Source organism: Klebsiella sp. 64 (assembly GCF_018223915.1).
GTDB lineage: Bacteria > Pseudomonadota > Gammaproteobacteria > Enterobacterales > Enterobacteriaceae > Klebsiella > Klebsiella pneumoniae.
Map to the genome: position 1 here is coordinate 111,433 of NZ_JAGRQZ010000004.1, position 25,454 is coordinate 136,886.

27 protein-coding genes, 1 tRNA gene, 1 pseudogene and 1 riboswitch are annotated in these 25,454 nt (G+C 59.6%); of the genes and pseudogenes, 18 read left to right on the forward strand and 11 right to left on the reverse strand.

Translation table 11 applies throughout. The features are described from left to right. Positions 1-3 precede the first annotated feature (3 nt). Positions 4-657: a 3,4-dihydroxy-2-butanone-4-phosphate synthase gene (gene ribB / locus KHQ23_RS05490; protein ID WP_004185664.1), complete on the reverse strand. Its 654-nt coding sequence runs from the start codon at positions 655-657 to the stop codon at positions 4-6. A gap of 105 nt (positions 658-762) precedes the next feature. Next, positions 763-914, reverse strand: a riboswitch (FMN riboswitch). A 120-nt stretch (positions 915-1,034) separates the two neighbouring features. On the opposite strand from ribB, the gene KHQ23_RS05495 reads away from it, so the two are divergent. After that, positions 1,035-1,307 (forward strand): accessory factor UbiK family protein, encoded by a 273-nt coding sequence (locus KHQ23_RS05495; RefSeq protein ID WP_002916856.1) that lies wholly within the window; start codon positions 1,035-1,037, stop codon positions 1,305-1,307. Between the two features lie 35 nt (positions 1,308-1,342). Here the strand turns inward: KHQ23_RS05495 and glgS are convergent, their stop codons facing one another. Further along, positions 1,343-1,540, reverse strand: a complete 198-nt coding sequence (gene glgS / locus KHQ23_RS05500; RefSeq protein ID WP_002916857.1) for a cell surface composition regulator GlgS — start codon at positions 1,538-1,540, stop codon at positions 1,343-1,345. Here glgS and KHQ23_RS05505 point away from each other — a divergent pair. Continuing rightward, on the forward strand, positions 1,532-1,681 hold the full coding sequence (locus KHQ23_RS05505; RefSeq protein ID WP_004144536.1) for a hypothetical protein: 150 nt from the start codon (positions 1,532-1,534) through the stop codon (positions 1,679-1,681). The two genes, glgS and KHQ23_RS05505, sit on opposite strands and share 9 nt — an antisense overlap. Before the next feature lie 77 nt (positions 1,682-1,758). Here KHQ23_RS05505 and hldE read toward each other — a convergent pair whose 3' ends face one another. The 3 genes from hldE to KHQ23_RS05520 are packed head-to-tail and all read right to left on the reverse strand — an operon-like array spanning position 1,759 to position 7,407. Beyond that, positions 1,759-3,192 carry a bifunctional D-glycero-beta-D-manno-heptose-7-phosphate kinase/D-glycero-beta-D-manno-heptose 1-phosphate adenylyltransferase HldE gene (gene hldE / locus KHQ23_RS05510; protein WP_002916858.1) on the reverse strand — a complete coding sequence of 478 codons (1,434 nt, stop codon included), beginning with the start codon at positions 3,190-3,192 and terminating at the stop codon, positions 1,759-1,761. A 58-nt stretch (positions 3,193-3,250) separates the two neighbouring features. Continuing rightward, on the reverse strand, positions 3,251-6,088 hold the full coding sequence (glnE, locus tag KHQ23_RS05515; protein WP_002916860.1) for a bifunctional [glutamate--ammonia ligase]-adenylyl-L-tyrosine phosphorylase/[glutamate--ammonia-ligase] adenylyltransferase: 2,838 nt from the start codon (positions 6,086-6,088) through the stop codon (positions 3,251-3,253). Between the two features lie 20 nt (positions 6,089-6,108). Next, complete coding sequence (locus KHQ23_RS05520) at positions 6,109-7,407, reverse strand: inorganic triphosphatase (RefSeq protein ID WP_032421837.1); 1,299 nt, start codon at positions 7,405-7,407, stop codon at positions 6,109-6,111. Positions 7,408-7,621: 214 nt separating this feature from the next. Between KHQ23_RS05520 and KHQ23_RS05525 the strand changes: the two genes are divergently transcribed. Together KHQ23_RS05525 and KHQ23_RS05530 are read left to right on the forward strand one after the other, a co-directional pair. Then, complete coding sequence (locus KHQ23_RS05525; protein ID WP_002916862.1) at positions 7,622-8,242, forward strand: TIGR04211 family SH3 domain-containing protein; 621 nt, start codon at positions 7,622-7,624, stop codon at positions 8,240-8,242. A gap of 61 nt (positions 8,243-8,303) precedes the next feature. Beyond that, a complete protein-coding gene (locus tag KHQ23_RS05530; RefSeq protein ID WP_002916864.1) occupies positions 8,304-9,545 on the forward strand; it encodes a multifunctional CCA addition/repair protein in 1,242 nt (413 codons plus the stop codon). 11 nt (positions 9,546-9,556) lie between these two features. On the opposite strand, the gene bacA is transcribed toward KHQ23_RS05530, so the two are convergent. Continuing rightward, positions 9,557-10,378 (reverse strand): undecaprenyl-diphosphate phosphatase, encoded by an 822-nt coding sequence (bacA, locus tag KHQ23_RS05535; protein WP_211776950.1) that lies wholly within the window; start codon positions 10,376-10,378, stop codon positions 9,557-9,559. Positions 10,379-10,576: 198 nt separating this feature from the next. Continuing rightward, positions 10,577-10,960: a bifunctional dihydroneopterin aldolase/7,8-dihydroneopterin epimerase gene (gene folB, locus KHQ23_RS05540; protein WP_004150923.1), complete on the reverse strand. Its 384-nt coding sequence runs from the start codon at positions 10,958-10,960 to the stop codon at positions 10,577-10,579. 107 nt (positions 10,961-11,067) lie between these two features. Here folB and plsY point away from each other — a divergent pair, with 107 nt between their 5' ends. Beyond that, entirely contained in the window at positions 11,068-11,685 is a 618-nt protein-coding gene (gene plsY / locus KHQ23_RS05545; protein WP_004144530.1) for a glycerol-3-phosphate 1-O-acyltransferase PlsY, read from the forward strand. Between the two features lie 131 nt (positions 11,686-11,816). Beyond that, the gene (locus tag KHQ23_RS05550; protein ID WP_020324810.1) at positions 11,817-11,936 is read left to right on the forward strand and encodes a hypothetical protein; all 120 of its coding nucleotides are present in this window, start codon (positions 11,817-11,819) and stop codon (positions 11,934-11,936) included. Between the two features lie 10 nt (positions 11,937-11,946). On the opposite strand, the gene KHQ23_RS05555 is transcribed toward KHQ23_RS05550, so the two are convergent. Then, complete coding sequence (locus KHQ23_RS05555; protein ID WP_004144529.1) at positions 11,947-12,093, reverse strand: short-chain dehydrogenase; 147 nt, start codon at positions 12,091-12,093, stop codon at positions 11,947-11,949. On the opposite strand from KHQ23_RS05555, the gene KHQ23_RS05560 reads away from it, so the two are divergent. The 8 genes from KHQ23_RS05560 (at position 12,083) to KHQ23_RS05595 (ending at position 18,794) form a co-directional block, all read left to right on the forward strand. After that, positions 12,083-12,907, forward strand: a complete 825-nt coding sequence (locus tag KHQ23_RS05560; RefSeq protein ID WP_004174349.1) for an urease accessory protein UreD — start codon at positions 12,083-12,085, stop codon at positions 12,905-12,907. The genes KHQ23_RS05555 and KHQ23_RS05560 overlap by 11 nt on opposite strands. 9 nt (positions 12,908-12,916) lie before the next feature. After that, positions 12,917-13,219, forward strand: a complete 303-nt coding sequence (locus KHQ23_RS05565; protein ID WP_002916871.1) for an urease subunit gamma — start codon at positions 12,917-12,919, stop codon at positions 13,217-13,219. A gap of 9 nt (positions 13,220-13,228) precedes the next feature. Next, positions 13,229-13,549: an urease subunit beta gene (locus KHQ23_RS05570; RefSeq protein WP_032421838.1), complete on the forward strand. Its 321-nt coding sequence runs from the start codon at positions 13,229-13,231 to the stop codon at positions 13,547-13,549. After that, positions 13,542-15,245, forward strand: coding sequence for an urease subunit alpha (gene ureC / locus KHQ23_RS05575; RefSeq protein ID WP_015958999.1), 1,704 nt, complete (start codon positions 13,542-13,544; stop codon positions 15,243-15,245). Before KHQ23_RS05570 ends, ureC begins: the two co-directional genes overlap by 8 nt. Positions 15,246-15,254: 9 nt before the next feature. Then, a complete protein-coding gene (gene ureE / locus KHQ23_RS05580; RefSeq protein ID WP_004215466.1) occupies positions 15,255-15,731 on the forward strand; it encodes an urease accessory protein UreE in 477 nt (158 codons plus the stop codon). A gap of 1 nt (position 15,732) precedes the next feature. Continuing rightward, complete coding sequence (locus tag KHQ23_RS05585; protein ID WP_015959000.1) at positions 15,733-16,407, forward strand: urease accessory protein UreF; 675 nt, start codon at positions 15,733-15,735, stop codon at positions 16,405-16,407. Between the two features lie 8 nt (positions 16,408-16,415). Beyond that, positions 16,416-17,033, forward strand: a complete 618-nt coding sequence (ureG, locus tag KHQ23_RS05590) for an urease accessory protein UreG (protein ID WP_002916877.1) — start codon at positions 16,416-16,418, stop codon at positions 17,031-17,033. Between the two features lie 153 nt (positions 17,034-17,186). Then, the gene (locus KHQ23_RS05595) at positions 17,187-18,794 is read left to right on the forward strand and encodes a cytosine permease (protein ID WP_004181356.1); all 1,608 of its coding nucleotides are present in this window, start codon (positions 17,187-17,189) and stop codon (positions 18,792-18,794) included. A gap of 44 nt (positions 18,795-18,838) precedes the next feature. On the opposite strand, the gene tsaD is transcribed toward KHQ23_RS05595, so the two are convergent. Then, entirely contained in the window at positions 18,839-19,852 is a 1,014-nt protein-coding gene (tsaD, locus tag KHQ23_RS05600) for a tRNA (adenosine(37)-N6)-threonylcarbamoyltransferase complex transferase subunit TsaD (protein ID WP_004185679.1), read from the reverse strand. Positions 19,853-20,089: 237 nt separating this feature from the next. Here tsaD and rpsU point away from each other — a divergent pair, with 237 nt between their 5' ends. The 3 genes from rpsU (at position 20,090) to rpoD (ending at position 24,222) form a co-directional block, all read left to right on the forward strand. Then, the gene (rpsU, locus tag KHQ23_RS05605; RefSeq protein WP_001144069.1) at positions 20,090-20,305 is read left to right on the forward strand and encodes a 30S ribosomal protein S21; all 216 of its coding nucleotides are present in this window, start codon (positions 20,090-20,092) and stop codon (positions 20,303-20,305) included. A gap of 111 nt (positions 20,306-20,416) precedes the next feature. Next, the gene (gene dnaG, locus KHQ23_RS05610) at positions 20,417-22,162 is read left to right on the forward strand and encodes a DNA primase (RefSeq protein ID WP_004149864.1); all 1,746 of its coding nucleotides are present in this window, start codon (positions 20,417-20,419) and stop codon (positions 22,160-22,162) included. A gap of 218 nt (positions 22,163-22,380) precedes the next feature. Further along, complete coding sequence (rpoD, locus tag KHQ23_RS05615; RefSeq protein ID WP_004174339.1) at positions 22,381-24,222, forward strand: RNA polymerase sigma factor RpoD; 1,842 nt, start codon at positions 22,381-22,383, stop codon at positions 24,220-24,222. 99 nt (positions 24,223-24,321) lie between these two features. Here rpoD and mug read toward each other — a convergent pair whose 3' ends face one another. Continuing rightward, entirely contained in the window at positions 24,322-24,828 is a 507-nt protein-coding gene (gene mug, locus KHQ23_RS05620) for a G/U mismatch-specific DNA glycosylase (protein WP_032421839.1), read from the reverse strand. A gap of 124 nt (positions 24,829-24,952) precedes the next feature. On the opposite strand from mug, the gene KHQ23_RS05625 reads away from it, so the two are divergent. Next, positions 24,953-25,028, forward strand: a tRNA-Ile gene (locus tag KHQ23_RS05625). Between the two features lie 170 nt (positions 25,029-25,198). Here KHQ23_RS05625 and KHQ23_RS05630 read toward each other — a convergent pair. Next, positions 25,199-25,454, reverse strand: a pseudogene (locus KHQ23_RS05630) (hypothetical protein); the annotation flags it as partial.

The window sequence follows — 25,454 nt, forward strand, 5'->3', positions numbered from 1 at the left end:
TATTTAGCTGGCTTTACGCTCATGTTCGCGACGATAGGCCACCAGATCTTCAATCGTGACTACCGCCATATTGTGCTGCTGAGCGAACTTGATGCACTCCGGCGCGCGGGCCATGGTGCCATCGTCATTGGTCAACTCGCACAGCACGCCTGCCGGTTTAAAGCCAGCCAGGGTCACGAGGTCGATAGTGGCTTCGGTGTGGCCGCCGCGGGTCAGTACGCCGCCCGGCTGCGCACGCAGCGGGAAGACGTGACCTGGACGGTTGAGATCGGAAGGTTTCGCGCCGTCGGCGATGGCCGCGCGGACGGTGGTCACGCGGTCGGCAGCGGAGACGCCGGTGGTCACACCTTCGGCCGCTTCGATGGTCACGGTGAAGCCAGTGCCGTAGGCGCTGGTGTTGTTCTCTACCATCATCGGCAGATCCAGCTGTTTGCGGCGTTCTTCGGTCAGGCACAGGCACACAATGCCGCTGCCGTGACGAATGGTCAGTGCCATCTGCTCAACGGTCATGGTTTCGGCGGCGAAGATCATATCGCCTTCGTTTTCACGGTCTTCATCATCAAGCACCATCACGCCGCGGCCTTCGCGCAGGGCGTCCAAAGCGTGTTCCACGCGTTCAAAAGCGGTACCAAAAGAAGAAAGGAGCGTCTGATTCATGGTAAAAAAACCTCATTAAAATTATGGTTACCAGAATCAGGGCAGTCTTAGGAGCGCCGGTTTAGCGGCAAAAGTCAACGCGAGCGGGCCTGGGCCCGACTGTGCCGTTACTCTCTCCCATCCGGACTTTAACCGTCGGCCCCGGAATTACACCGGATCTGCTGACCTTCCCGTAGTCACAGGAAGCGCTCGCGGGCTTTCAACGCCATGGTTGATTTACCGCCGGTGGGGAATTTCGCCCCGCCCTGAGAATAAGCGAGATAACTATAACGCTATTGACTATCCTCGGCAATGCATAAGCTTCAAACATTTCTGGTTTATAGGCGGCCTGGTTCGCACTACAATGATCAATCATCCGACCCGAGCAGGAAACCACCATGATTGACCCGAAAAAAATTGAACAAATCGCCCGCCAGGTCCATGAGTCGATGCCAAAAGGACTTCGCGATCTGGGTGAGGATGTTGAGAAGAAAATCCGCCAGGCGCTACAGTCGCAGCTGACCCGTCTGGATCTGGTTAGCCGCGAAGAGTTTGACGTGCAGACTCAGGTGCTGCTGCGGACCCGGGAAAAACTGGCGCTGCTGGAGCAGCGCCTGAATGACCTCGAAAACCGCCCGGCGGCGACGCCGGGCAGCGAAGAGCAGCAGTAAAAAACGGGCCCCTGGGGGCCCGTTTTGCGTTTGGCTTAATGGGCAGCTTCCGCCTGGCTACTCACCTGGCGACAGTACAGTTCATAGCGCTGGCAAAACCATTCACGATGTTCTTCATCCATATTGCCGACAATGGCCTGAAGATCAACTGGCTGGCCCTGGGCGTGCATTCTGGCGAAACTCCGCGCCAAAAAATCAAAATTCTTCATTGAATACATATCGTTATGGTTCATGCGCATACTCCTTCAGCGGTGGATGTTCTGATAAGTCATATGCCTTTTACTCACTTCAGTATTTACGCTTACCTTAACGCGATTTGTACGAAAAATGCGCTTAACATGATTATTTATTGCGCTAAATCATTTTCCACATGATTAAATAAAAACGGCCCGCGATACGTCTATCGCAGGCCGTGATGCTTCACCGTACAAACCGGTGAATAGCGAAAAGCTTATTTGTCGCTATCTTTTTGTATTTTCTTAATAATATTGGTAGTTGAGCAGCCATCTTCAAAGTTGAGCACCAGCACTTCGCCACCGTTCGCCCAGACCTCTTCGCTGCCGGCGATCTGCTCCGGTTTGTAGTCGCCGCCCTTGACCAGCAGATCCGGCAGGATGCCAGCGATCAGGCGCTGCGGAGTATCTTCTTCGAAGGAGACCACCCAGTCGACGGCTTCCAGCGCCCCCAGCACGATCATCCGCTGTTCCAGCGGGTTCACCGGGCGGGTTTCGCCTTTCAGACGTTTGGTGGAGGCATCGCTGTTGACCGCCACGATCAGACGGTCGCCCAGCTTGCGCGCATTCGCCAGATAGGAGACATGACCGGCATGCAGAATGTCGAAGACGCCGTTGGTCATCACCACTTTCTCGCCGCGCTTGCGCGCCGCCGCAACCGCCTGTTTGAGCTCCTCTTCGCTCATCACGCCAAAGCCGGTCTCAGCCCGGCCGCGGACCGCGTTTTCCAGCTCGACAGGGGAAACGGTGGATGTACCCAGCTTACCGACCACCACGCCCGCCGCGGCGTTAGCGAAATAGCAGGCCTCTTCCAGGGTGTTGCCGGACGCCAGGGTCGCCGCCAGCACGCCAATCACCGTGTCGCCGGCGCCGGTCACGTCGTACACTTCCTGGGCCTGGGTCGGCATATGCAGCGGCGGACGCCCCGGCTGCAGCAGCGTCATCCCCTGCTCAGAGCGCGTCACCAGCAGCGCCGACAGTTCGAATTCGGCGATGAGCTTCATGCCGCGCTCAACGATCTGCGCTTCATCCTGGCACTTGCCCACCACCGCTTCAAACTCAGAGAGGTTCGGGGTGAGCAACGTCGCGCCGCGATAGCGTTCGAAATCGGTTCCTTTCGGATCGATCAGCACCGGCACGCCCGCTTCGCGTGCGAGTCGGATCATGGTCTGGACACTGGTCAGCGCCCCTTTGGCATAGTCCGAAAGGACCAGCGCGCCAATAGAGCCCAGCGCCTGCTGAATGCGCTCGTGCATCGGCTGCGGATCGACGCCGGAGAAGCCCTCTTCAAAGTCGAGGCGGATCAGCTGTTGATTGCGCGACAGCACCCGCAGCTTGGTGATAGTCGGGTGAGTCGGGACGGAGACGAAGTCGCACTTCACATTGACGTTGGCCAGCGCCTGGCTCAGCGCGCGGGCGGCGTCATCAATCCCGGTCAATCCCACCAGGCGCGAGGTTGCCCCCAGCGAGGCAATGTTCATCGCTACGTTTGCCGCGCCGCCAGGACGTTCTTCGATATTTTCCACCTTCACCACCGGCACCGGGGCTTCCGGGGAAATACGACTGGTGGGGCCGTACCAGTAGCGGTCCAGCATCACATCACCCACCACCAACACTCCTGCACGTTCAAACTCCGGCAGCGTTACTTTCATGACTCTCTCCTGCGAGACGCAAACTTTGCGCGCGATAATAGCACACCCGATTTTATAGTTAAGCCATCAGCCATTTCTGCCAGCTGGCGCTGACCTGCTCGCGCTCCCGGCTGAAGGCCTCTGGCGCCACGTGTCCCGGCAGCTCCTGCAGGGCCAGGTGATGGAGCGCGTCACGCAAGGTGGTGTACGCGTGCGTTAAGGCGCGCGCTTCCTCCTCGTCCATGATGTCGTTCTGCGCCAGCAGCTCGAGAATACGCACATTATCAGACCAGCGGGTCAGCTTCGGCTTGTCGCTGGCATAGCGTAGGACCAGATACTGGGTAATAAATTCAATATCCGTGATCCCGCCGGCATCGGCTTTGATATCAAAACGATTGGGATGCTTGTTGCCGAGGTGGGCGCGCATCTTCTCGCGCATCTCGCGAACCTCGGTCTGCAGGGTTGCGCCCTCCCGCGGGGTGGTCAGGATATCGCGACGAATGGCGTCAAAGCGCGCCTGCAACGCCGGGTCGCCATAGACCACGCGGGCGCGCACCAGCGCCTGATGCTCCCACGTCCAGGCCTCGTTCTGCTGATAGTCGGCAAACGCGTCAGCGGTGGTAACCAGCATCCCCGCCGCGCCGGAAGGGCGCAGCCGGGCGTCCACTTCGTAGAGAATACCGGACGAGGTGCGGGTGCTGAACAGATGCATGATCCGCTGGGCCAGCCGCAGGTAGAACTGACGGCCGTCAATCTCCCGCTCGCCGTCGGTCATCACCTCCGCCGGGCAGTCATGGAGGAACACCAGGTCGAGATCGGAGCTGTAGCCCAGCTCCCAACCGCCGAGCTTACCGTAGCCGACGACGGCGAAGCCGCGCCCCTGGCGATCGTGCAGATGGGTCGGCAGGCCGTAGCGAGCCACCATCTGCCCCCATGCCTGCTGCACCACCGCATCGAGGATCGCTTCGGCAAGCCAGGTTAAATGATCGCTGACCTTCATCACCGGCAGGGTGCCGGCGATATCCGCCGCCGCGATATGTAGCTGCTGCGCCTGCTTGAACTGGCGCAACGCCTCCAGCTGCTGCTCTTCATCCTCTTCCGGCACCCGCAGCAGATACTGACGCAGCTCGTCGCGATAGGCATCGGTCGCCGTCGGCTGATAGAGGGTGTTGGGATCCAGCAGCTCATCCAGCAGCAGCGGGTGGCGCGCCAGCTGGCTGGCGACCATCGGCGATGCCGCGCAGAGCGTAATCAGGTGTTTCAGCGCGCCGGGGAATTCGCTCAGCAGTTCAAGATAGGTGGTGCGGGTGACGATCCCGGTCAACAGCGGCGTGATCCGCGCCAGAGGCAGCGGCGCATCGGCGCGCGAGCAGATTTCGCTCAGCAGATGCGGCATCAGCTGATCCAGCACCTGGCGGCCGCGCGGGCCGATGGTGCGCCGATCCAGCTCTTTGCGGAAATCGGCAATCAGCGCCAGCACGCTGCGGCGGTCGGCGTCGTTTAAATGCGCCAGCGCCGGACTGGCGTCATCTTCTTCCAGCGCATCCTGCCACAGCTCGCGCCAGTACTCGGCCAGCTGCTCATCTGGCGACTGAGCCTCGTCATCGCCGATCAGTTCATTAAACACCCGCCGTACGTTGGCCATATGGTTCGCCAGCTGCGCGCTCAGCGTCTCCCAGTCATCGGTATGCATCCCCCACGCCAGTCTGGCGCGGTTCAGTTCATCCTGCGGCAGGGTCTGGGTCTGTTCATCGTTGATACTTTGCAGCAGGTTTTCCAGCCGGCGCAGGAACAGATAGGCCGCGCGCAGCAGCGTCGCGTCGCCTTCCGGCAGCAGATGCAGCTCATCAATCGCCGCCAGTGTCGGCAATAGCGCGCGCTGCTGCAGCGCAGGTTCGCGACCGCCGCGGATCAGCTGAAAGACCTGAACGATAAATTCAATTTCACGAATGCCGCCGGCGCCGAGCTTGATGTTGTCTTTCAGACCGCGACGCCGCACTTCACGGGCGATCATGCCTTTCATGTTACGCAGCGACTGGATCACGCTGAAGTCGATATAGCGGCGGAAGACGAAGGGGCGAAGCATCGCGCGCAGTTCGCTGGCGTAGGCGCCGTCGTTATCGCCCATGATCCGCGCTTTCACCATCGCGTAGCGTTCCCAGTCCCGCCCCTGCTCCTGGTAATAATCTTCCAGCGCCGCAAAGCTGAGCACCAGCGGCCCGCTGTCGCCAAACGGCCGCAGGCGCATGTCCACCCGATAAACAAAGCCGTCCTGCGTCGGCTGGTCGAGCGCCTTGATAAGCCGCTGCCCCAGGCGGGTAAAGAACTGGGCGTTATCCAGCTCGCGGCGGCCGCCGCGGGTGGCGCCATGCTCCGGCCAGGCAAAGATCAGATCGATATCGGAAGAGAAGTTCAGCTCGCCGCCGCCCAGCTTTCCCATCCCGAGGATCAGCAGCGGCTGCGGCTGACCCTCGGCGTTGCATGGCGTTCCCCACTCTTTACAGCAGGCGGCGTACAGCCAGTCGCGGGCGGCGACAATCAGGGTCTCCGCCAGGACGCTCAGCTGCTGCAGCGTCTCTTCTTCGCGCACCAGCGACAACGCCTGCGCCCAGGCGATGCGGACCATCATCTGGCGGCGGAAGAGACGCAGCTCTCGCATCAACCCCGCTTCGTCAGTGACGGCCTGCAGGCGCTCCTGCAGCCAGGCTTCGTAATGCCGCCACTCTTCCGCCGCCGGCGCGGAGTCCGCAAGCTCATTCAGCCAGCCCGGCTGAGCGATCACACTCTGTTCGACAAAATCGCTGAACGCCATCACCGACCTGGCCTGTGGGCTCAGTTCGGCAACGGGAAAATCCGTTGGCAGACGGTCAGCGACCGTCTGCCAGTGCTGCTGTAACTGCGGAGAAAGCGGCATCATAAGGGCTCCCTGGCCTGTAATTATCGTTTTCCACTATGCAGCCAGAACGGCTCGGCAGCCAGCGCCTGGCGACGGAAATATTCAAACACGCTGCGGTCGTCATGCTCTATCGCACGCTGAAGTTCCTGCCAGTTCTCCAGCCACGGCGCGACGGCGTCGCCATAGGCGCCCGCCAGCAGCTGGACGCTGTCGATGTCGCGGGACAGCTTCGGCAACTGGTCAGCGGCATCTTCTACCGCCAGATGCTGCACGGCGCTGCGCAGCTCGGCCGCCACCCGCGAGAGGTGAATATCGGCAAACCGTTTGAACGATCCGGCTATTTTTTTCTCTCCCGCCTCGTTGAGGAACGGACGCCACCCGCGCTGGACCAGCCATTCGGTCAGGGCCAGTTTGGCGCCAACGACCTCGGTGCGGAATAACGCTTCGTCGGCGGTGTCCGCAGCCAGCAGAACGGCGTCGGCGTCGTTCAGCAACGCGCGGAGGTGGGTGGTCGCCTTACGCGGCACGATGCCACCAAACAGCACGAGGGCATGGCGCACGCGGGCTATCGCCAGCAGAATTTCCGCTTTGGCTTTTGCGTTGCCGCGCAGCCAGATCTCGTCGTGATACAGCCAATGCGCCAGGGCGCTCTCCAGCGCCGCCTCCAGCCCCTGCTCCACGCTGGCCTTCGCTGCCACCGGCAGCACCGCCAGCCGGGTCACCGGACGCTCATTGTTACCTTGCGCCAGATGATACCCGCGCGCGGCTTTGCTCAGGCTCCCCTGACGCAGGACGCCGCTCTCCAGCAAACGATGCGCGAGGCGCAGCAGATCGGCGGTCTCCCCGGCGAGCAGCTCCAGCTCCAGTTCGCAGATCGGCTCCTGATGTTCGCCCGCCTTTACTTCGCCGCGATCGAGGGCAATCTCAATCTCACTCTTTCCTTCCTGGATCACCCAGCGTTCACGGGCAAAATCGGTGCTGAACAGCGGCTGGACATGCTCCGCCAGCGCGGCCGGAAGTTCCCCTTGCGGCCAGACCTCCGCCGGCAGGCGCTCAAGCGCCAGCTCCGGTTTATCCAGTGGAATATTATATTCCGGGCGCTGGTGCAGGCCGCCGACCACCCGACCGGCGATTTTCAGCGTCATCTCATAACACCCCTGATCGCCGCGGATGCGCAGCCCCATATCGTGACGACGCAGCCAGTTATCGGCGGTTTCGTAATAAATGTTCAGCAACTGGCCCGCGGGCGTATGTTTCGCTTCGAGCGCATTGAGCTGCTCGCGCAGCGTCTCTACCCCATCCTGAGCGACGATAAACTTGAGTTCGATTTCTTGAGCCATGACTGAATTCTTCCGCTTCTGTGCTGCGCCGACAAATTGCGGCGAACTTACGACAATATTTTTTGTCAGTAGATAGTATTTTGCGGCGAATCGCCATGCAACGCGCTTTTTGCCGGGCCACCTCCTGGATGATTCCGATTGTGGCGGAAAACTTTGCGTCGCTCTGGCGATGCCTCTACTATCGTTCCACTTTTTATGACCAAACGATGACCTGATGCCAAAATTACGCCTGATTACTTTTACTTTGCTCGCGCTTAGCGCCGCCACGGCGGTTCACGCAGAAGAAAAGCGCTACGTTTCCGATGAGCTGAACACCTGGGTTCGCAGCGGCCCGGGCGATAATTATCGTCTGGTCGGCACCATCAACGCCGGGGAAGAAGTGTCGGTACTGCAAACGAACGACAGCACCAGTTACGCGCAAATTCGCGATAGCAACGGCCGTACCGCCTGGATCCCGCTGAAAGAGCTGAGCAACGAGCCCAGCCTGCGCACCCGCGTCCCGGATCTGGAAAACCAGGTCAAAACGCTGACCGATAAGCTGAATAACATCGATGCCACCTGGAACCAGCGCACGGCGGATATGCAGAAGAAAGTCGCCGGCAGCGACAGCGTGATTAACGCGCTGAAGGACGAGAACCAAAAGTTGAAAAACGAGCTGGTTGTCGCGCAGAAGAAGGTGAATGCGGCAAATCTGCAGCTTGATGATAAACAGCGCACCATTATCATGCAGTGGTTTATGTACGGCGGCGGTGTGCTGGGCGTCGGTCTGCTACTCGGTCTGGTGCTGCCGCATCTGGTGCCAAGCCGCAAACGTAAAGACCGGTGGATGAACTAATTCGTCTTCTCTGCCAGACTTACGTATCATCTTGCGAAAAACGGATACGGGAGAATCAGGCGTGAAGAGTTATCTGGTCGGTGGCGCGGTGCGTGACGCGCTGTTAGGGCTGCCGGTCAAAGACCGAGACTGGGTGGTGGTGGGCGCCACCCCGCAACAGATGCTAGACGCGGGCTATCAACAGGTAGGCCGCGATTTTCCCGTGTTCCTCCATCCGCAAAGCCGGGAAGAGTATGCCCTGGCCCGCACCGAGCGCAAATCCGGCGCGGGCTATACCGGTTTTACCTGCTATGCCGCCCCGGACGTCACCCTCGAAGCCGATCTGCTGCGCCGCGACCTGACGGTCAATGCCCTCGCCCAGGATGCCGACGGCGCAATTATCGACCCCTACGGCGGACAGAACGATCTCCGTCAGCGCCTGCTGCGCCATGTCTCTCCCGCGTTTAGTGAAGATCCGCTGCGCGTGCTGCGCGTCGCGCGCTTTGCCGCCCGCTACGCCCACCTCGGTTTTCGCATTGCCGAAGAGACCCAGGCCCTGATGGCCGCGATGGTTGAGGCCGGCGAGCTGGCGCATTTAACGCCGGAGCGGGTGTGGAAAGAGACGGAAAGCGCATTAACTACTCGCAACCCGCAGGTCTTTTTCCAGACGCTGCGCGACTGTCAGGCCCTCAAGGTGCTGTTCCCGGAGATTGACGCCCTGTACGGCGTGCCGGCCCCGGCGAAATGGCATCCGGAAATCGATACCGGCCTGCACACCCTGATGACCGTCACGATGGCCGCGATGCTGTCGCCGGATGTCGACGTACGTTTCGCCACCCTGTGCCATGACCTCGGCAAAGGGCTGACGCCGAAGGCGCTCTGGCCGCGTCACCACGGCCATGGTCCAGCGGGAGTCAAGCTGGTGGAGCAGCTCTGCGCGCGTCTGCGGGTGCCGAACGATATCCGCGATCTCGCGAAACTGGTGGCGGAGTACCATGACCTAATCCACACCCTGCCGATTCTGCAGCCGAAAACCCTCGTCAAACTCTTCGACAGCATTGACGCGTGGCGCAAACCGCAGCGCGTGCAGCAGATCGCGCTCACCAGCGAAGCCGACGTCCGCGGACGCACCGGTTTCGAGGCCAGCGATTACCCGCAGGGGCGCCTGCTGCTGGAGGCCTGGGAAGTGGCGCAGTCGGTCTCCACTAAAGAGGTCGTGGCGGCGGGCTTTAAAGGGGCGGAAATTCGCGAGGAGCTGACGCGGCGGAGAATTGCGGCGGTAGCGCAGTGGAAGGAACAGCGTTGCCCCCAGCCGCAAGGCTGAGGGCGCAGGCCTTAGAAGAAGACCACGTACACCGCTGCCGCGACGATAAAGCGGTAGATAGCGAACGGAATGAACGAGATCCGTTTGATCAGCTGCAGGAAGGTTTTAATCGCAATCAGCGCCACGATAAACGCCATCACGAAGCCGACGGCGAACATCGGGACATCGCCCATGTTCAGGAAGCCGATGCTCTTGTAGACGTCCAGCACGGTGGCGCCCATCATCATCGGTACCGCCAGCAGGAAAGAGAACTCCGAGGCCGCATAGCGGCTGACGCCCATCAGCATGCCGCCGGAGATAGTCGCCCCCGAGCGGGAGAAACCTGGCCACAGCGCCAGGCACTGAAAGCAGCCGATGACGAACGCCTGACGGTAGGTCATATCGTCAATCCCGACCGCGCGCGGCTGTTTCGGCTTCAGCACTTCCGCTGCAATCAGCAATACGCCGCCGACAATCAGGGCGTACATCACGTTCACCGGGTTAAACAAGTATTTAATGGTGTCATGGAAAATCAGCCCCATCACCACCGCGGGGATCATGCCGAGAAGGATATGGATAAGCGACAAACGGCCGCTGCCCTGGCCTTCATGCGCCGGCGGTTTCCCGAAATGGATGCCGATCAGGCCGAACAGGCGACGCCAGAACATCACCACCACGGCGAGTATCGAACCTAACTGAATCACCACTTCAAAGGTATTTGCGGTATCACCTTCAAACCCCAGCAGGTGACCAACAATAATCATATGACCGGTACTGGAAACAGGTAAAAACTCTGTCAAACCCTCAACCACACCCAATATTGCCGCCACCAGCAGCGAGTGTATATCGCTCATCCAATTAAACCCTTTAAAAAAGTAAAATGAAAAAAACCAGGAACACGGTATCGTTCAACAGGCACAACCCGGCTGCCAGAGCGCGCGTAATCCGCAGCGTACAGGAAGTACACACGGATTCGTCCACCGTTCTGGAAGGACATCGCCAGTAAAATTGCCTGATGACCGGATGCTATGACCGGTATAAACGCAATTTGTTTAACAAGTATGACCTGAAAAGTTTTGTTTCAGATTAAGGCCACGTTCAATAATCACCCCGACGTTTGCCGCGCGAGCCACGGCGCCAGGTTTGCTGACTTTTATGCGCACCCAGGGCGACTGGAATGTTTCCAGCAGCAGGTCGGCCACCTCTTCCGCCACCCGCTCCACTAACGCAAATTTTCCCCCCTCCACATGCGCGATCACGCGCTCGCTGATATCAGCATAGCTGAGGCAATCGCTGACATCATCGCTGGCGGCCGCCTTGCGGTTATCCCATGCAATTTCGATATCGAACACCAGCTTCTGCTCAATGGTTTGTTCCCAGTCATAAACACCAATGGTGGTGATTACCGAAAGTTGCTCTATAAATACAATATCCATCACGCCCTGCCTGCTTTTTAGCTAAACCGGATACCACTTCCGGCGAATTATGCGTATTATCCACAGATGCAGAGAATACAACGACATTTTCAAAACGGAACAGCGTTATGAGTGCAATCGCGCCTGGACTGGTACTCCTCGCCTACCTCTGCGGCTCCATTTCCAGCGCCATTCTGGTATGTCGCCTTGCTGGCCTGCCCGACCCACGCGACAGCGGCTCAGGCAACCCCGGGGCCACTAACGTACTACGAATTGGCGGAAAAGGGGCGGCCGTAGCGGTACTTATTTTTGATGTGCTGAAGGGCATGCTCCCGGTGTGGGGCGCCTGGGCGCTGGGCCTTACGCCGTTCTGGCTGGGGTTAGTGGCGATTGCCGCCTGCGTGGGCCATATCTGGCCAGTCTTCTTTCATTTCCGCGGCGGTAAAGGCGTCGCCACGGCCTTCGGCGCTATCGCCCCCATCGGGCTCGATCTGACCGGGGTGATGGCCGGGACCTGGCTGCTGACCATCCTGCTCAGCGGTTACTCTTCCCTGGGCGCTATCGTCAGCGCGCTGATCGCCCCGTTCTACGTCTGGTGGTTCAAACCGCAGTACACCTTTCCGGTGTCGATGCTCTCCTGCCTGATCCTCCTGCGCCATCACGACAACATTCAGCGTCTGTGGCGCCGCCAGGAGAGCAAAATCTGGACCCGCGTGAAGAAGAAAAAAACGCCAGAGCAGAAGTAATCTCCCCTCCCGGCTCCGCCAGCCGGGGAACTCCCCTGCGCTAATCGCGCCTTTCATCCGCCCTTTTACGCCTCCTCGCCATCAAAGGCGATCATCGTCATATCCCCCTTTTGTAACAATACGTTAGCAGCATGGAAAGGCAAAAGTTGCGCTGGCGGCTGGCGGCGCGGCGCAACCCGATCCGCCGCCTTTTCCGCCGCGCCCAGGCTGCGGATCAGGATATTGACGGCAAAGATTATCCGGGTGAATAATCCGGAGCGGTTATGCCGCTTTCCCCTCGCGCCCGTCGCGACGCTCCGGGTTACGGATGACATAAGCGTTTCGTATGACCGGGATAAACTCCCGCCGATCAATACTCATTGCTGCTGTTTTATCTTGATTTTGCAGGGGCGCAACATTGCACGGCACCGTGTTACCACCACTCAAAAAAGGCTGGCAGGCTACGCTGGATCTCCGCTTTCAGCAGGCCGGCGGCAAGACCGTTCTCGCCAGCGCCCAACACGTCGGCCCGCTGACCGTCCAGCGCCCGTTTTACCCGGAAGAAGAGACCTGTCACCTCTATCTGCTTCACCCGCCCGGCGGCATCGTCGGCGGTGATGAGCTGACAATTAGCGCGCACCTTGCCCCCGGCTGCCATACGCTGATAACCATGCCTGGCGCCAGCAAGTTTTACCGCAGCAGCGGCGCGCAAGCGCTAGTTCGCCAGCAGTTGACCCTTGCCCCGCAGGCGACCCTGGAGTGGCTCCCGCAGGATGCCATCTTCTTTCCCGGGGCGAATGCCCGGCTGTTCACTACCTTTCATCTTTGCGCCTCCAGCAGGCTGCTGGCCTGGGATCTGCTCTGCCTTGGCCGCCCGGTGATTGGCGAAACCTTCAGCCACGGCACCCTCAGCAACCGGCTGGAGGTATGGGTGGACGATGAGCCGCTGCTGGTCGAGCGCCTGCAGCTGCAGGAGGGAGAGCTCTCCAGCGTCGCCGAACGTCCCTGGGTCGGCACTTTGCTGTGCTATCCGGCTACCGATGCCCTGCTCGACGGGGTGCGCGACGCGCTGGCGCCGCTCGGTCTCTACGCCGGCGCCAGCCTGACCGACCGCCTGCTGACGGTGCGTTTCCTCAGTGACGATAATCTGATTTGCCAGCGGGTGATGCGCGACGTATGGCAGTTTCTGCGCCCTCATCTTACCGGCAAATCTCCCGTACTTCCCCGAATCTGGCTGACTTAAGAGAACGTTATGGAACTGACCCCCCGAGAAAAAGACAAGCTGTTGCTGTTTACCGCCGCGCTGGTGGCGGAGCGTCGCCTGGCCCGCGGCCTGAAGCTCAACTATCCGGAGTCCGTGGCCCTGATCAGCGCCTTTATTATGGAAGGCGCTCGGGACGGCAAAAGCGTGGCCTCGCTGATGGAGGAAGGCCGACATGTCCTGACCCGCGAGCAGGTGATGGAGGGCGTCCCGGAAATGATCCCGGATATCCAGGTCGAAGCCACCTTCCCGGACGGCTCGAAGCTGGTCACCGTTCACAACCCGATTATCTGAGGTAGCGCCATGATCCCCGGTGAATATCACGTTAAGCCCGGTCAGATAGCCCTGAATACCGGCCGGGCAACCTGTCGCGTGGTCGTTGAGAACCACGGCGATCGGCCGATTCAGGTCGGTTCGCACTACCATTTCGCCGAGGTTAACCCGGCGCTGAAGTTCGACCGTCAGCAGGCCGCCGGCTATCGCCTGAATATCCCGGCGGGCACGGCGGTACGCTTTGAACCCGGCCAGAAACGCGAGGTCGAGCTGGTGGCCTTCGCTGGTCACCGCGCCATCTTCGGCTTCCGCGGCGAGGTCATGGGCCCTCTGGAGGTAAACGATGAGTAATATTTCACGCCAGGCCTATGCCGATATGTTCGGCCCCACCGTCGGCGACAAGGTGCGCCTGGCGGATACCGAGCTGTGGATCGAGGTGGAGGACGATTTGACCACCTACGGGGAAGAGGTCAAATTCGGCGGCGGCAAAGTGATCCGCGACGGCATGGGCCAGGGGCAGATGCTGGCCGCCGACTGTGTCGACCTGGTGCTCACCAACGCGTTGATCGTCGATCACTGGGGGATCGTTAAGGCCGATATCGGCGTGAAGGACGGCCGGATCTTCGCCATCGGCAAAGCCGGCAACCCCGACATCCAGCCCAACGTCACCATCCCCATCGGCGCCGCGACGGAAGTGATTGCCGCCGAAGGAAAAATTGTCACCGCCGGCGGGATCGATACCCATATTCACTGGATCTGTCCGCAGCAGGCGGAAGAGGCGCTGGTCTCCGGCGTGACCACCATGGTCGGCGGCGGCACCGGCCCGGCCGCGGGCACTCATGCCACCACCTGCACCCCGGGCCCGTGGTATATCTCACGCATGCTGCAGGCGGCCGACAGCCTGCCGGTCAATATCGGCCTGCTGGGCAAGGGAAACGTTTCTCAGCCGGATGCCCTGCGCGAGCAGGTGGCGGCGGGCGTTATTGGCCTGAAGATCCATGAGGACTGGGGCGCCACCCCGGCGGCGATCGACTGTGCGTTAACCGTCGCCGATGAAATGGACATCCAGGTCGCCCTGCACAGCGACACCCTGAATGAATCCGGTTTTGTGGAAGACACCCTCGCCGCCATCGGCGGACGCACCATCCACACCTTCCATACCGAAGGGGCCGGCGGCGGCCATGCGCCGGACATCATCACCGCCTGCGCCCACCCGAACATTTTGCCGTCGTCCACCAACCCAACGCTGCCCTACACCCTCAACACCATCGATGAACATCTCGATATGCTGATGGTCTGCCACCATCTGGACCCGGACATCGCCGAGGACGTGGCCTTTGCCGAGTCGCGCATTCGCCGGGAAACCATCGCTGCGGAAGACGTGCTGCACGATCTCGGTGCCTTCTCGCTCACCTCCTCCGATTCGCAGGCCATGGGCCGCGTCGGGGAAGTGATTCTCCGCACCTGGCAGGTGGCGCATCGCATGAAGGTGCAGCGCGGAGCGCTGGCGGAGGAGACCGGGGATAACGACAACTTCCGCGTGAAGCGCTACATCGCCAAATACACCATCAACCCGGCGCTGACCCACGGCATCGCACACGAAGTCGGATCCATTGAGGTGGGTAAGCTGGCTGACCTCGTGGTCTGGTCGCCAGCCTTCTTCGGCGTGAAACCGGCCACCGTGATCAAAGGCGGCATGATCGCCATCGCGCCGATGGGCGATATCAATGCCTCTATTCCGACCCCGCAGCCGGTGCACTACCGCCCGATGTTTGGCGCGCTGGGCAGCGCCCGCCATCACTGCCGCCTCACCTTCCTGTCGCAGGCGGCGGCAGCCAATGGCGTTGCCGAGCGGCTGAACCTGCGCAGCGCGATCGCCGTGGTGAAAGGCTGCCGTACGGTGCAGAAAGCCGACATGGTGCACAACAGCCTGCAGCCTAACATCACCGTCGACGCCCAGACCTATGAGGTGCGGGTGGATGGCGAACTTATCACCAGCGAGCCGGCAGACGTTCTGCCGATGGCGCAACGATATTTTCTGTTTTAAGGAGAGCGGATGCTTTATTTAACTCAACGTCTGGAGATCCCCAGCGCCGCGACCGCCAGCGTTACGCTGCCGATTGATGTTCGCGTCAAAAGCCGGGTTAAGGTCACCCTCAACGATGGCCGGGAAGCCGGCCTGCTGCTGCCCCGCGGCCTGCTGCTGCGCGGCGGCGATGTGCTCAGCAACGAAGAAGGCACCGAGTTTGTGCAGGTGATTGCCGCTGATGAAGGGGTGTCGGTAGTGCGCTGCGACGATCCGTTTATGCTGGCGAAGGCCTGCTACCACCTCGGCAACCGTCACGTGCCGCTGCAGATCATGCCTGGCGAGCTGCGCTACCATCACGATCACGTGCTGGACGATATGCTGCGCCAGTTCGGCCTGACGGTGACCTTTGGCCAGCTGCCGTTCGAGCCGGAAGCCGGCGCTTACGCCAGCGAGAGCCACGGTCATCATCATGCTCATCATGACCACCACGCTCACAGCCACTAGCATGTCGACAGCGGAACAACGCCTGCGGCTGATGCAGCTGGCCAGCAGCAACCTGCCGGTAGGGGGTTACAGCTGGTCCCAGGGGCTGGAGTGGGCTGTGGAAGCCGGCTGGGTGCCGGACGTCGCGGCCTTCGAGCGCTGGCAGCGACGCCAGATGACGGAAGGCTTTTTTACCGTTGACCTGCCGCTGTTCGCCCGCCTGTACCGCGCCTGCGAACAAGGCGATATCGCTGCGGCCCAGCGCTGGACCGCCTATCTGCTGGCCTGCCGGGAAACTCGTGAACTGCGGGAGGAAGAGCGCAACCGCGGCGCGGCGTTTGCCCGTCTGCTGAGCGACTGGCAGCCGGACTGTCCGCCGCCGTGGCGCTCCCTGTGCCAGCAAAGCCAGCTCGCCGGGATGGCCTGGCTCGGCGTGCGCTGGCGTATCGCCCTGCCCGAGATGGCCCTCAGCCTGGGCTATAGCTGGATTGAGAGCGCCGTGATGGCCGGCGTCAAGCTGGTCCCCTTCGGCCAGCAGGCCGCCCAGCAGCTGATTTTACGTCTTTGTGACCACTACGCGGCCGAGATGCCCCGCGCGCTGGCCACGCCGGACGGCGATATCGGATCGGCCACCCCGCTCGCCGCCATCGCCTCTGCCCGGCATGAAACCCAATACTCTCGATTATTCCGTTCCTAGGAGAAGCCATGAACTCTTATAAACACCCGCTGCGCGTCGGCGTCGGCGGCCCGGTCGGCTCCGGTAAAACCGCTCTGCTGGAAGCACTGTGTAAAGCGATGCGCGATACCTGGCAGCTGGCGGTGGTCACTAACGACATCTATACCAAAGAAGATCAGCGCATCCTCACCGAAGCGGGCGCGCTGGCGCCTGAACGCATCGTCGGTGTGGAAACCGGCGGCTGCCCGCATACGGCGATCCGCGAAGATGCCTCAATGAACCTCGCCGCCGTGGAAGCGCTGAGTGAAAAGTTCGGTAACCTCGACCTTATCTTCGTGGAAAGCGGCGGCGATAACCTGAGCGCCACCTTCAGCCCAGAGCTGGCGGATCTGACCATCTACGTCATCGATGTGGCCGAAGGGGAGAAGATCCCGCGCAAAGGCGGACCGGGGATCACCAAATCCGATTTCCTGGTGATCAATAAAACCGACCTTGCCCCCTATGTGGGCGCGTCGCTGGAGGTGATGGCGAGCGATACCCAGCGTATGCGCGGCGATCGCCCATGGACCTTCACCAATCTGAAGCAGGGCGACGGCCTGAGCACCATTATCGCCTTCCTCGAAGACAAAGGCATGCTTGGCAAATAGGCCTGTTGCACCAGCCGGGCGCAAGCGCGTCCGGATGGTGCAGCCTCTGCTCTCTCTTTATATCATCCTGCCTCCACCTCCGCGCCACGCCTGCCCTGCAATATGGCATAAGGTTTGCTAATTCAAGTCATGCCTAACCATTAAGGAATGACTATGTCATCACTGGATCTTAACCCTGAATTACCCGCGACAACGCGGACTTCCGGCTCCCGGGAAACCTTAGAAGATTACACCTTACGTTACGCCCCGCTGAGCTTTCGCCGCTGGGGTCCGGGCGTCGTCGCGGTCACCGCGCTGGGCGGCATTGCCTATCTGGCCGACTTTTCCATCGGCGCCAGCATCGGTATGGCCTGGGGCACCAGCAACGCCATCTATTCGATCCTGGTGGCGGCGCTGGTGATCTTCCTCACCGGCATTCCGCTGGCGATCACCGCCGCGCGCTACAACATTGACCTTGACCTGATCACCCGCAGCGCCGGCTTCGGCTATTTCGGCTCGGTGATCACCAGCATTATTTTTGCCGGCTTCACCTTTATCTTCTTCGCCCTCGAAGGCTCGATCATGGCCCAGGGCCTGCTGGTGGGCCTCGGGATCCCGCTGTGGATGGGATATCTGATCGCCACCCTGATGGTGCTCCCGCTGGTGGTCTATGGCATGAAAGCCCTGACCCGCCTGCAGGTGTGGACCACGCCGCTGTGGCTGGTGCTGATGGTGGTGCCGGTGGTGTGGCTAATTGTCAAAGATCCGCAGCTGGTGGACGGCTTCCTGCATTTCGCCGGTAAAAACAGCGCGTCGACGGTGGATATTACCGCCATCATGCTCGGCGCCGGGGTATGCCTGTCGCTGATCATGCAGATTGGCGAGCAAATTGATTACCTGCGCTTTATGCCGCCTAAGACCGCGGAGAATCGTAAAAGCTGGTGGCTGGCGGTCTTTTCCGCCGGCCCGGGCTGGGTGGTGTTAGGGGCGATCAAACAGATCATCGGCGCCTTCCTCGGCTTCTATCTGTTGACCCGTTTCCCGGCGGTGCACAATACCGAACCGGTGCAGCAGTTCGTCAGCGTCTTCGATAACCTGGTGCCCGGCTGGCTGGCCCTGACGCTGGCGGTGGTGCTGGTGGTGATCTCGCAGATCAAAATTAACGTCACCAATGCCTACTCCGGCTCGCTGGCGTGGACCAGCGCCTGGACCCGCACCACCAAACGCTATCCGGGACGGATTATTTTTGTGGTGGTCAACCTGGCGATTGCCCTGGCGCTGATGGAGGGCGATATGTTCAGCGCCCTGTCGTGGATCCTCGGCTTTTACTCCAACTTCGCCATCGCCTGGGTCGTGGTGGTGGCGACCGACATCACCTTTAATAAAGGCTTGCTCAAGCTGGCGCCGGCGCAGCCGGAGTATCGCCGCGGCATGATCTACAACGTTAACCCGGTGGGCGTGGTCTCCTTTGGTCTGGCCGCCGGGCTGTCGATCTGCGCCTTCTTCGGTCTGCTGGGGGCGACGCTGGCGCCGTTCTCGCCGCTGATTGCGCTGGTCGTTGCCTTTGTCATGACCCCGCTGATGGGGCTCCTTACCCGCGGGCGCTACTATATTAAGCAGGTGGATGACGGCATCGCCGAGCCGCGCTATGACGCGGCGGGGAACGCCTCCACCACCGTGTATCAATGCGTTAGCTGTGAGGAAGAGTACGAGCGCCCGGACGTGATGCACTCGCACAAGCATCAGGGAGCCATCTGCTCGCTGTGTAAAAGTATGGAGTAGTCAGGAAGGCAGGCCGACGTGACGTCGGCCTGTTTCAGGATGCGTTAGGCGGCAGGCAGTTCGGCCAGCGGCCAGCGCGGGCGAACCGTCACGCCGAGCTCGGCTTTGGCGCCGGTTTGCAGACGCACCATGCCGGCGTAGGCGATCATCGCGCCGTTGTCAGTACAGAACTCAGGGCGGGCGTAGAACACCTCGCCGCCGCGTTTTTGCATCATCTCCGCCAGCTTCGCCCGCAGGGTACGGTTGGCGCTCACGCCTCCCGCCATCACCAGACGCTTAAAGCCGGTTTGCTCCAGCGCGCGGCGACATTTAATCATCAGCGTATCGACGACCGCATCCTCAAACGCCCGGGCGATGTCGGCGCGGGTTTGCTCATCGTCGCCGTTGCCGCGAATGGTGTTGGCGGCGAAGGTCTTCAGGCCGGAGAAGCTGAAGTCCAGCCCCGGACGGTCGGTCATCGGCCGCGGGAAGACAAAGCGGCCTTCGGTGCCCTGGGACGCCATTTTCGACAGCATCGGCCCGCCGGGATAATCCAGTCCCAGCAGCTTCGCCGTCTTATCAAAGGCTTCGCCCGCCGCATCGTCAATCGACTCGCCCAACAGTTCATACTGACCAATACCGGTGACGCTAATCAACTGGGTGTGGCCGCCGGAAACCAGCAGCGCGACGAACGGGAACGCCGGCGGATTATCTTCCAGCATCGGCGCCAGCAGATGCCCTTCCATATGGTGTACCGGGATCGCCGGCACGTTCCAGGCGAAGGCCAGCGACCGGCCAACGGTCGCCCCGACCAGCAGCGCGCCGACCAGGCCTGGACCCGCCGTATAGGCGACGGCGTCGATATCTTTCGCCGTCAGACCGGCTTCTTTCAGCGCCGCCTGGATCAGCGGCACCGTTTTGCGCACGTGGTCGCGCGATGCCAGCTCCGGCACCACGCCGCCGTAATCCGCATGCAGTTTCACCTGACTATACAATTGGTTGGCTAACAGACCTTGCTGGTCGTCATAAATCGCGATGCCGGTTTCATCGCAGGATGTTTCAATGCCCAGTACACGCATGAGTTGTTTTACCTCGCTTCAATACCGCGCAGTGTAGGTCCAATGACCGGCGATGTAAAACTTTGCTCACCCCTGGTGCTCTCTTCGTGTATACTCCTCACCCTTATAAAAGTCCCTTTCAAAAAAGGCGCCGGTGCTTTACAAAGCAGCAGTAGTTGCAGTAAAATTCCGCACCATTTTGAAATAAGCTGGCATTGCGGCCAGCGGCAAACCGAATTAATCAAAGGTGAGAGGCACATGCCGGTAATTAAAGTACGTGAAAACGAGCCGTTCGACGTAGCTCTGCGTCGCTTCAAGCGTTCCTGCGAAAAAGCAGGTGTTCTGGCGGAAGTTCGTCGTCGTGAGTTCTATGAAAAACCGACTACCGAACGTAAGCGCGCTAAAGCTTCTGCAGTGAAACGTCACGCGAAGAAACTGGCTCGCGAAAACGCACGCCGTACTCGTCTGTACTAATCTGTTGAGAGCGACGCTCTCAATTCAGACCGAGTTGTAGTTGTAAGGCCGTGCTTCCGAAAGGAATGCGCGGCTTATTTTCGTTTATAGTCATCAGAAATAACGGGGCTTATGGCTGGACGAATTCCACGTGTATTTATTAGCGATCTGCTTGCCAGAACCGACATCGTCGATCTGATCGATGCGCGGGTAAAGCTGAAAAAGCAGGGCAAAAATTTTCACGCGTGCTGTCCGTTCCATAACGAAAAAACCCCCTCTTTCACCGTCAACGGTGAAAAACAGTTTTACCACTGCTTCGGCTGCGGGGCGCACGGCAATGCTATCGACTTCCTGATGAACTACGACAAGCTCGAGTTCGTGGAAACGGTCGAAGAGCTGGCCGCCATGCACAACCTCGAAGTGCCTTATGAAGCAGGCAACGGACCCAGCCAGATAGAGCGCCATCAACGGCAGAACCTCTACCAGTTACTGGATGGTCTGAATGCGTTTTATCAACAGTCTCTGATGCAGCCCGCCGCCGATCCTGCGCGCCAGTACCTGGCGAAACGGGGGTTAAGCAGCGAGGTGATTACGCGCTTTGCCATCGGCTATGCTCCCCCAGGTTGGGATAACGTTTTAAAACGGTTTGGCGGCAATCAGGAAAACCGCCAGTCGCTTATTGATGCCGGCATGCTGGTCACCAACGATCAGGGACGCAGTTACGACCGCTTCCGCGAACGGGTGATGTTCCCCATCCGCGATAAGCGAGGCCGGGTGATTGGGTTTGGCGGACGGGTGCTGGGCGATGCCCTGCCGAAGTATCTGAACTCCCCGGAAACCGACATATTCCATAAAGGCCGCCAGCTGTATGGCCTGTATGAAGCGCAGCAGGATAACCCCGAACCACCGCGTTTGCTGGTTGTCGAAGGGTATATGGACGTCGTGGCGCTGGCGCAGTACGACATTAATTATGCCGTGGCCTCGCTGGGTACCTCGACCACGGCCGACCATATCCAGCTGCTGTTCCGGGTGACGAATAACGTCATCTGCTGCTACGACGGCGACCGGGCCGGCCGCGATGCCGCCTGGCGCGCGCTGGAGACGGCGCTGCCGTACATGACCGATGGTCGCCAGCTACGCTTTATGTTTCTGCCTGACGGCGAAGACCCGGATACGCTGGTGCGTAAAGAGGGCAAAGCGGCGTTCGAGGCGCGGATGGAGCAGGCTCAGCCGCTCTCCACGTTCTTGTTTAACAGCCTGCTGCCGCAGGTCGATCTGAGTACTCCGGACGGGCGTGCGCAGCTGAGCACGCTGGCACTGCCGCTGATAACCCAGGTCCCGGGCGAAACGCTGCGCATCTATTTGCGTCAGGAGTTGGGCAATAAGCTGGGCATTTTAGATGACGCGCAGCTTGAACGATTAATGCCAAAACAGGCGGAAAATGGCGCGCCGCGTCCCGCACCGCAGCTAAAACGCACGACCATGCGTATACTGATAGGACTGCTGGTGCAAAACCCGGATCTGGCGCCGTTAGTCCCGCCGCTGGAGGGACTGGACTCGCGCAAAATGCCGGGGCTGAGCCTGTTCAGCGAACTGGTGAAGAGCTGTCTGGCGCAGCCTGGTCTGACAACCGGGCAACTTTTAGAGCAATATCGCGGCACAAAAGAGGCGGCAACCCTTGAAAAACTGTCGATGTGGGACGATATAGCAGATAAAGACATCGCTGAACAAACCTTCACCGACTCGCTCAACCATATGTTTGATTCACTGCTGGAACTGCGACAGGAAGAGTTGATAGCTCGCGATCGCACACACGGTTTAAGCAGTGAAGAACGCCGGGAGCTCTGGACCATCAGCCAGGAGCTGGCGAAAAAATAAATGACAGACAATATCCTTCACGTTGTATCAAAGCAGTAAGAAAACGCAGAACAACGTGAAGGAAAAGTATTTAACGGCTTAAGTGCCGAGTATCGATCGGGAAGCCCCCGACAGCCGCGCAGAGGCGCAGCGGCAATAATATAAGTACGCCCTCGCTTTAAATGTCGACAGCCCGTCTGCCGACACCAATCAAACGAATTAAGTGTGGATACCGTCTTATGGAGCAAAACCCGCAGTCACAGCTGAAGCTTCTTGTCCAACGTGGTAAGGAGCAAGGCTATCTGACCTATGCCGAGGTCAATGACCATCTGCCGGAAGATATCGTCGATTCCGATCAGATCGAAGACATCATCCAAATGATCAACGACATGGGTATTCAGGTGATGGAAGAAGCACCGGATGCCGATGATCTGATGCTTGCCGAAAACACCGCGGATGAAGATGCTGCCGAAGCCGCCGCGCAGGTGCTCTCCAGCGTGGAATCCGAAATCGGGCGCACGACCGACCCGGTGCGTATGTACATGCGTGAAATGGGTACCGTAGAGCTGCTGACCCGTGAAGGCGAAATTGACATCGCCAAACGCATCGAAGACGGCATCAATCAGGTGCAGTGCTCCGTTGCCGAATATCCGGAAGCGATCACCTACCTGCTTGAGCAGTACGACCGCGTTGAAGCGGAAGAAGCCCGTCTGTCCGATCTGATCACCGGTTTCGTCGATCCGAACGCCGAAGAAGATATGGCGCCAACCGCCACCCACGTTGGCTCCGAGCTGTCTCAGGAAGAGATGGATGACGACGAAGACGAAGACGAAGATGAAGACGCCGACGACAACAGCGATGACGACAACAGCATCGACCCAGAGCTGGCCCGTGAGAAATTCGCCGAGCTGCGTACCCAGTACGAGCTGACGCGCGACACCATCAAAGCCAAAGGTCGTAGCCATGCCGCCGCCCAGGAAGAGATCCTGAAGCTGTCTGAAGTCTTCAAGCAGTTCCGCCTGGTGCCGAAGCAGTTCGATTACCTGGTCAACAGCATGCGCAGCATGATGGATCGCGTTCGTACTCAGGAACGTATCATCATGAAGCTGTGCGTTGAGCAGTGCAAAATGCCGAAGAAAAACTTCATCACCCTGTTCACCGGCAACGAAACCAGCGAAACCTGGTTCAACGCCGCGGTGGCAATGAACAAGCCGTGGTCTGAGAAGCTGCTGGAAGTGAAAGAAGATGTGCAGCGCGGCCTGCAGAAGCTGCAGCAGATTGAAGAAGAGACCGGCCTGACCATCGAGCAGGTTAAAGATATCAACCGTCGCATGTCCATCGGCGAAGCGAAAGCCCGTCGTGCGAAGAAAGAGATGGTTGAAGCGAACCTGCGTCTGGTTATCTCTATCGCCAAGAAATACACCAACCGCGGTCTGCAGTTCCTCGACCTGATTCAGGAAGGCAACATCGGTCTGATGAAAGCGGTCGATAAGTTCGAATACCGTCGCGGCTACAAGTTCTCGACCTACGCCACCTGGTGGATCCGTCAGGCCATCACCCGCTCTATCGCGGATCAGGCGCGCACCATCCGTATTCCGGTGCATATGATTGAGACTATCAACAAGCTCAACCGTATCTCCCGTCAGATGCTGCAGGAGATGGGCCGTGAACCGACCCCGGAAGAGCTGGCTGAGCGTATGCTGATGCCGGAAGACAAAATCCGTAAAGTGCTGAAGATCGCCAAAGAGCCTATCTCCATGGAAACGCCGATCGGCGACGATGAAGATTCGCATCTGGGGGATTTCATCGAGGATACCACCCTCGAGCTGCCGCTGGATTCTGCGACCACCGAGAGCCTGCGCGCGGCAACGCATGACGTGCTGGCCGGCCTCACCGCTCGTGAAGCGAAAGTGCTGCGTATGCGTTTCGGTATCGACATGAACACCGACCACACGCTGGAAGAAGTGGGTAAACAGTTCGACGTTACCCGCGAACGTATCCGTCAGATCGAAGCGAAGGCGCTGCGTAAACTGCGCCACCCGAGCCGTTCTGAAGTGCTGCGTAGCTTCCTTGACGATTAATCGTCGCGGGGCATCGTCTACAGCCTGTTAAAAAGCTCCCTGCGGGGAGCTTTTTTTATGGCGTTCAGGTGGCCATCCCGGGAAAGTCGCCTCTCTCCGCTACTGGCCGCGGGTTGCCAGGGCATCGTCCAGTTCACGATAGGCCGCCACCAGCTTATCGAGCGTCGCCCGGTTTAAGCCGCTGGGATTAGGCAGCACCCACACCTGGGTCGTCCCGATGGTCATGGCCTGTTTCCCCCACTTCGCGCCGCGCTGGTTAAAGGCCAGCTCGAAGGCCTGCTTGCCGAGCACCGCCAGCGCCTGCGGCTGATACTCCTCAATCTTCCGCACCAGCTCACGGCCGCCGCTGCGTAACTCCTGCAAGGCGATCTCGCTGGCCTGCACCGTCGGACGCTCTACCAGCATGGTGATGCCGCAGCGCGTATCCAGCAGCTGCAGCTCCTCTTCCGGCCTGAGCTGCCGATCGGTGAACCCGGCCTGATGGATGACCTTCCAGAAGCGATTGCCAGGATGGGCAAAATGAAAGCCGGTATGGGCGGAGGACTTCCCCGGGTTGATACCGCAAAAGACAACGCGCAGGCCCGGCGCAAGGATATCGCTAATCATGTTTTCTCCGGCTGTATGGCTAAAACATGATTATAAAGGATTGAAAATGCATTGTTTATAAAAACAGCAGCTGCGCGCTTTACGCTGGATTGCAATCGCCAGTTACTTTATAATCCCTCGCCACGGCCCCTTAGCTCAGTGGTTAGAGCAGGCGACTCATAATCGCTTGGTCGTTGGTTCAAACCCAACAGGGGCCACCAGACACAGCAAGGGCTGGCGAGAAATCGCCAGCCCTTTTGCTTTTTTCGGGGGGGCCATGGGGGTGCCATCTATAAGTAAGGTTAGGTATAAGTCGCTTGGTAACTTTGACGATACCATCGAGCCTAAACGAAAAAAAGCCGCAAACGCGGCTTAAATAAAACTGACTGCTTTAAAGACCAAGACTTCTTTTCACTAGCTCGCCAACGATCGGCCACATAACCGGTTGTACGGATTCCCAGACTGGACCGCAAACCTTAGCCAGCAAAGATTTGGCTTCTTTACCATCTCCTTCATTAGCAGCTGCGACAGCTGCTTCAATGTCTGAACGTTGATCGTTGTTAACTACTTGGCCCTGGCTTTCAAGGATGGATATCAGCTTTGCAACTATTTCGGTATCAGAACTAGGGAAGGTGCGAACAAGTTCC